Source organism: Acinetobacter sp. AOR34_HL (assembly GCF_027854795.1).
Taxonomy (GTDB): Bacteria; Pseudomonadota; Gammaproteobacteria; order Pseudomonadales; family Moraxellaceae; genus Acinetobacter; species Acinetobacter junii.
Genome location: NZ_JAKTID010000055.1, coordinates 81,857 through 89,047 on the forward strand (window position 1 = coordinate 81,857; position 7,191 = coordinate 89,047).

At 37.2% G+C, this 7,191-nt stretch carries 7 protein-coding genes; 3 read left to right on the forward strand and 4 right to left on the reverse strand.

Features of this window, described 5'->3' with window-relative positions; translation table 11 throughout:
• Nucleotides 1-54: 54 nt before the first annotated feature.
• The 3 genes from MKL32_RS09710 to MKL32_RS09720 all read left to right on the forward strand — a co-directional run bounded on the left by MKL32_RS09710 (nt 55) and on the right by MKL32_RS09720 (nt 3,277).
• Nucleotides 55-1,611 (forward strand): class I SAM-dependent methyltransferase, encoded by a 1,557-nt coding sequence (locus MKL32_RS09710; protein WP_099948231.1) that lies wholly within the window; start codon nt 55-57, stop codon nt 1,609-1,611.
• Nucleotides 1,612-1,701: 90 nt separating this feature from the next.
• Nucleotides 1,702-2,433, forward strand: coding sequence for a leucyl/phenylalanyl-tRNA--protein transferase (aat, locus tag MKL32_RS09715; protein ID WP_005403082.1), 732 nt, complete (start codon nt 1,702-1,704; stop codon nt 2,431-2,433).
• A 28-nt stretch (nt 2,434-2,461) separates the two neighbouring features.
• Nucleotides 2,462-3,277, forward strand: coding sequence for an arginyltransferase (locus MKL32_RS09720; RefSeq protein ID WP_004913944.1), 816 nt, complete (start codon nt 2,462-2,464; stop codon nt 3,275-3,277).
• Nucleotide 3,278: 1 nt separating this feature from the next.
• On the opposite strand, the gene rimI is transcribed toward MKL32_RS09720, so the two are convergent.
• From rimI to tuf, 4 genes are all read right to left on the reverse strand, one after another.
• Complete coding sequence (gene rimI / locus MKL32_RS09725; protein ID WP_004913946.1) at nt 3,279-3,740, reverse strand: ribosomal protein S18-alanine N-acetyltransferase; 462 nt, start codon at nt 3,738-3,740, stop codon at nt 3,279-3,281.
• Between the two features lie 97 nt (nt 3,741-3,837).
• Nucleotides 3,838-4,722, reverse strand: coding sequence for a metal-dependent hydrolase (locus MKL32_RS09730; RefSeq protein ID WP_004913948.1), 885 nt, complete (start codon nt 4,720-4,722; stop codon nt 3,838-3,840).
• Nucleotides 4,723-4,927: 205 nt separating this feature from the next.
• Nucleotides 4,928-5,809, reverse strand: coding sequence for a metal-dependent hydrolase (locus MKL32_RS09735; RefSeq protein WP_125297736.1), 882 nt, complete (start codon nt 5,807-5,809; stop codon nt 4,928-4,930).
• Nucleotides 5,810-6,012: 203 nt separating this feature from the next.
• Nucleotides 6,013-7,191 (reverse strand): elongation factor Tu (gene tuf, locus MKL32_RS09740; protein WP_017397316.1); only part of this gene is annotated, 1,179 nt, incomplete at its 5' end.

Sequence of the window (7,191 nt, forward strand, 5' to 3'; positions counted from 1 at the left end):
TATACAATCAAGAACATGGCTTTATTTAACAACAATTATATTTTGGATGAATGCATGACAACAACATGGACCAATGGCTACCAAACTGAAGTCAATTACACCTATGGATATTATCGTGATCTTAGCCCTAACTTCCAAAAATTCTGCTTACTTTTAAATGGGATAGATAGTCCAGATATTCAGACAAATCAAACACATTGTGAACTTGGCTTTGGGCAAGGTGTCAGCATCAACATACATGCAGCAAGTACTGATGCCAATTTCTACGGTACTGACTTTAACCCTGCACATGCAGCTCATGCCAACCAATTAGCACAACATAGCCAAACTAAGCCGTATTTTTTTGATGATAGCTTTGAAGAATTATTAAATCGAAATGATTTACCCATGTTTGATTCAATTAGCCTACATGGAATATGGAGCTGGATAAGCTATGAAAACCAACACATCATTTTGAAATTCATTCGTAAATATTTAAAACCCAATGGTATTGTCTATATCAGTTATAACTGCGTGACAGGTTGGGCTGCCAATATGCCTATACGCGAGTTATTTCATAGCCATTTTAAATTTAATAGCAAAAGTACAAACCCACTGCAAAAAGTGAATGAAGCATTAAATTTTAGCGAAGAACTACTTAAACAAAATCCAATCTTTGCTCAAAGAAATCCCAATGCTTTGCAAAAAGTAATCGATCTCAAACAACAAAATCCAAATTACTTAATTCATGAATATTTGAATCAAGATTGGCAATGCTTTTCATTTCAGCAAGTAGTCAGAATCCTAGATGAAATTAAATTATCTTATGCTGGGTCTACAGACTTAGGAACGCATCTAGATAATATTAATTTTTCAGAAGAACATCAGCAATTTCTAAATGCGATTGAACACCCGATTTTCAAAGAACAATGCCGAGATTATTTTGCCAACACACAATTTAGACGGGATTTATTTATTCGAGGCAAGAATAATTTAACCCCATTACAAGTCCAAGCAAAACTCCGAAAAACAGCATTTGTTCTTCTAACAGCCAAAGAGCAATTACCGAGTAGCATTACAGGACTATTGGGGACATTCAATTTGATAGAGGAAATTTATCAACCAATTGGCAATCGATTTGCTGAAGTTAACTATCAACCGCTCACTATTGCAGATTTGGAAGCTAGTTTTCCCGAGCTTCACTATGCAAAAATCTTAAATGCGCTCGTTATCCTGTGCCATCTTGGACTAGCTCAACCATGTCAAAATAATGAACCATCTCAAAAAATGTTCGAGCATTGCCATAATCTGAATCATTACATTTTAAAACAAGCGAGTTTTCATCAAAACTATGGCGTTTTAATTAGTCCAATCACAGGCATTGGTATACCGACTGAACATTTTCATCAATTATTTTATCGCGCTCATTTTATAGAGGGTTTAACGACTGCAACAGATTTTGCTTACTATGTGCAAGATGTCATCCAACAGCTTGGGTGGTTAGTTTTAGATAAAGATGGTCAAACGGTTTCAGATCAAGTTAAAAGCATTGAAATTATCCAATCTAAAGCCCAAATATTTTTAGAAAGTAAGAAGTTGGAGATCGCGAAACAATTACGATTATTTAATTAAATACTGATGATCGAATGGCAAAGTTCTAGATTTGCCATTCGACCTTTCTTAGATTAGTTTAATCTGAATCCTTTCCATATTCATTTTATTATGCATCAACTTCCACCCTCTCAATATATTTTTCCTGATCCTATTGAAGCAGATCCTGAGGGACATGGTTTCATCTGTATTGGTGCAGATCTTTCACCGTCTACATTATTTGAAGCCTACACACATGGATTATTTCCATGGTTCAACGAAGATGAACCTATCTGTTGGTGGAGTCCTGAACCACGTTGCATTATCGAACCAGACGCATATAAACCGAGCAAATCCTTACTACGAAATATGAAAAAACATGATTATCGAATTACGATTAATCATGCATTTGAACAAGTCATTCGTGCCTGTTCGTTACCACGAAGTTATGCAAATGAGACATGGATTAGTGAAGATATAATTGAAGGATATTCAGCTCTATTTAAAGCAGGATATGCCTATAGTGTCGAAGTCTGGAATAATGAACAGCTTGTAGGTGGCCTGTATGGTGTCACTATTGGTAAAGGATGTTTTGGTGAGTCGATGTTTAGCACCGAAACAGATGTCTCTAAAATGGCATTCTATACACTGATGTTAATTGGACAGGAAAATCAACTGCCTTGGATCGATTGCCAATTGGTCAACGATCACCTTTTAAGTCTTGGAGCACGTACACTTTCTCGCCAAGCCTATTTAAAATCGTTACAAGATGTAATTATTACCCCCTCTATCAATTGGAAAAGTTATCAAGAACGTGTATTTTCAAGTAAAACAATAGCTCTTTTTTCAAAATTAGACGGTTAATGGATTAACACCTTGGAGGGACAGATTAATGAAATCATACCAACCCAAGTCCCTTTTAAATGACTTACAGTATTACATTACTCCACCACATGACTGTAGTTACCTCGATAACAAATCAGCTCGGATGGTGTTCTTAGATCCAATTCATCGCATTGATGTGGTGACATTATCTGAACTGTCACGTGTTGGTTTTCGTCGCAGTGGTGACTTTGTTTATCGCCCAGAATGTCATTTATGTCGTCAATGTTTGTCGTGTAGAGTCCCTATTCAAGAATTTCAAATGAATAGCAGCCAAAAAAAGGCATGGAAACGCAATCAAGATTTAAGCATGAATATCTTGCCTACCACGCAAGCGACAGAACAACATTATCAGCTTTATGAGAGATATATAAACGAGCGACATTCAGATGGTGATATGTATCCAGCCAATTATGATCAGTTCGAGAAGTTTCTCGTTCACAGTTGCACAGAAAGTTTTTTTATCGAATTATGGAAAGACCAAAAACTAATTGCGGTCTCTACTTGTGATTTGATGGATGATGGTTTATCTGCGGTTTACACATTCTTTGACCCAGATGAACAACGTCGCTCCTTGGGCGTTTATGCCATTCTTAAACAAATTGAATATGTAAAAACTCTAAATCTTGATTATTTGTATCTTGGTTATTGGGTGCCACACTCAGCGAAAATGAACTACAAGTCACAATACACACCACTTGAACTATTACTAGATGGTCAATGGCGTAGACTCAATCGCCCATTATCTGAGAAAGAAATTCATCAACTCGGAAACTCACTCATGAGTACACTACCTTCAGAGTGGGATGATCTAATCATTAAATAATTTAGGATTTAAATAAAGACGCGAAATCATCAGTGCATGTTTTGACCATAATCACAGCATGCTCTTTTGTACCATCCAAATTGGGATAATAATTTTTGCGTAAATCTATTTGATGAAAATCCATTTTTTCATACAAACGAATTGCAGCATGATTGCTTTGACGTACTTCTAAAAAAATTTGGATAGGATTATTTTTTAAAAGTTGAATTGAATAATCTAACAACTCGTATCCAAGACCTTTGCCCTGCTGGCTTGGATGGATCGCCATCAGTAACAAATTAGCTTCATCTAACACAGGCTGTAAAATACAGAATCCTACTATTTGATTTTTAGTTTCATAGACTGTGCATTGGTAAGAAAGCAAAGACTCCTGAAATTGTTTTTTAGACCACGGATGTGTTTGAACTAAACATTCAATCTCAGCAACTTTATCCAAATCCTTTTCTTGCATCAATCGAATCACGTGAACACCTTGTCAAAAACCTAATTGGCAGATTATCGACAATTTAAAACCAAATTTAAATAAAAAAATGGGCAATCTGATTGATTGCCCATTTTATTTAGTGAGGATTAAAACCTAACTCGGCACGCCATTTATTTAATAATTCAGTGGTGTCGTAGTCATTTGGATGGAATTTAGGTCTTAAGAACGCCAGTAAAGTTGGTATTTGACGGGTCATAAAACCTTTATAACCATACATAAACTTTAGCATATATTTCGTGTCACACCACGTTAGTTTTCCATCAGTTTTGAGTAGTTTTGCAGTGAAATAAGATTGGGTAATAAAAATCAGACCCATTGCAATCATAAGTGCTAGTGATCTCATAAAATAAGCTTTAGCGCCTTGACCATACATTGCCTCGTACACATCAAAGGCAACAGCTTTATGTTCATTTTCTTCAACAGCATGCCACATCCACAAATGATACATTGTCTCATCCATGAACATCGATTGGATATCTGGATTACTTAATAATTCCTCAGCAATTGTAGAGGTAAAATGCTCTAAAGCACATGTTCCAGTTAATCCAATCATTTCTTTGTTAAAACCAAAAGGTTTAAGTAATGTAGTAATTACATTAACACCATAATTGATCACTTTGCCCGTTTGCTCTTCCATCTTACGAACATCATAACCATAGGCTTGAGCAGATGCATTGAACGCTAAATGCTCTTTAGAATGCATCGCCTCTTGACCAATAAAAGCACTAATTTCTTTCTGCAAACGAGGGTCAGCTAATTTAGGATCATTTCTAACTGCACGAGTACTGTTTACAAAAAATTGTTCACCTTCAGGAAATAGCGCTGATAAAGCAGTCATAAAATGCGTGAGTGCAGCATCACCATTTGCCCAATATCGAGGCACATCACCAAACTCAAAATCCATTCGACGTACAGGGAAACTAGCGCCAGCACGATTTGAAATATTGACTTTAGCATTCATACCTTATTCTCCTTAATGATGAATCCATTCTTTGTTTTTATCCATTCTTATTTTATACGCTGTTTATCATGCTTTAATTAAGTGCAGATAAGGTCATAAAAGCATCATCTTAGGACATGTCTTCAAGTTTTTTTGAAAATATTAAAAATAGAAAAAGGGCAAATTCATGCCCTTTAAAAACAAACAGTATTGAAGAAAATAAGGCTTACAAACCTAATTTCGCTTTCCAATCTTTTAATAATTGAACTGTATCTAAATCATTCGGATGGAAACGTGGTTTAAAGTACGCCAGCATTTCTCCTGCCATTCCTGCGATGATCCCTTTTGATGGACTATAACCATACTTATAAATCATTCCCAACTCTTTAAGATTTAGCTTTTTATCTTGCTTAAGCAAACGTAAAGTGAAGTATGACTGAAGAATAAAAATTAAAGTCATGGCAAATACGAGCGCTGTTGTACGTAAGCTGTATGCTTTAATTCCTGTGCCAAAAACAGACTCATATACATCATATGCAACTGCTTTATGCTCATTCTCCTCAACCGCATGCCAGAACCACATATAAGACATTGTGTCATCTGTCATCAAATCTTGAATATGCTTATTACGCAATAATTCAGATGCAATCGTCGCTGTAAAATGCTCTAGGGCAGTCGTAGCGGTGAGATCAACCATCTCACGTGTCATACCAAAAGGTTTTACGATTTTCGAAAAATTATTTAAGGCAAATTGAATGTAACGACCTGTAATTTGTTCTAAGGCTCTTACATCATGACCGTATTTTTGAGCAGAAGCATTGAAATTAATATGCTCTTGAGTATGCATTGCTTCTTGACCAATAAACGCACTAATCTCTTTTTGCAGCTCTTCATTCTCTTTAATCGCTGGGTGATAACGCACAGCACGAACTGAATCAATAAATAATTTCTCACCATCTGGAAATAAAGCAGATAATGCAGTCATAAAATGTGTAAGACCTGCTGAGCCACTCATCCAGTATTCAGGTACTTGATCAAAATCAAAATTCATACGACGTACTGGGAAACTTGCACCTGCACGATTTGAAATATTTACTTTAGCATTCATGCCGCCTACTCCTTTTCAGTGAACTTTTTTCTCTGAGCACTTTTGTTCGTTTTCTTAAGTTTTATATTACGTTTTTATATGGATCAATTAAGTGCAGTTTGGGACAGCAAAGTATCAGTTTGGGACACTATTCAATAAAATTGTCAAACAATTGATATAAAAAAACACCCCATAAGGGGTGTTTTTTTGATCACTCTAGGCGATTATGCAGTTACTTTAGCAACAACACCAGCACCTACAGTACGACCACCTTCACGGATCGCAAAACGTAGACCTGGGTCCATTGCGATCGGGTGGATTAACTCTACTGACATTTCTACGTTGTCACCAGGCATTACCATTTCTACGCCATCTTGTAATTTGATCGCGCCAGTTACGTCAGTTGTACGGAAGTAGAACTGTGGACGGTAACCGTTAAGGAATGGAGTATGACGACCACCTTCTTCTTTAGAAAGTACGTATACTTCTGCATCGAATTTAGTGTGTGGCTTGATTGTACCTGGTTTAGCAAGTACTTGACCACGTTGTACGTCTTCACGCTTAGTACCACGAAGTAAGATACCACAGTTCTCACCCGCACGACCTTCGTCAAGAAGTTTACGGAACATTTCAACGCCAGTAACTGTAGTCGTTTGAGTATCACGGATACCAACGATTTCAACAGACTCACCAACTTTGATGATACCAGCTTCTACACGACCAGTTACTACTGTACCACGACCAGAGATAGAGAATACGTCTTCGATTGGCATCAAGAATGCTTTATCGATTGCACGCTCTGGTTCTGGGATGTAAGAATCAAGCGCTTCTACAAGTGCAAGAACAGAAGCTTCGCCGTAAGGGCCGTCGTTACCGTTTAATGCTTGAAGAGCTGAACCACGGATGATTGGAGTGTCATCACCTGGGAAGTCATAAGTAGAAAGAAGTTCACGAACTTCCATTTCTACTAATTCAAGTAATTCTTCATCATCAACAAGGTCACACTTGTTTAAGAATACGATGATGTAAGGTACACCGACCTGACGAGAAAGAAGGATGTGTTCACGAGTTTGTGGCATTGGACCATCAGTCGCAGCACATACAAGGATCGCGCCGTCCATCTGAGCAGCACCAGTAATCATGTTTTTAACATAATCGGCGTGGCCCGGGCAGTCTACGTGAGCGTAGTGACGGATTGGAGAATCGTATTCTACGTGTGATGTATTAATTGTAATACCACGTGCTTTTTCTTCAGGAGCAGAGTCGATTTGTGAGTAATCTTTCGCTTCACCGCCGTAAGTTTTTGCACAAATTGTTGCAATCGCAGCAGTTAAAGTTGTTTTACCATGGTCAACGTGACCAATTGTACCCACGTTTACGTGTGGTTTATTACGTTCAAACTT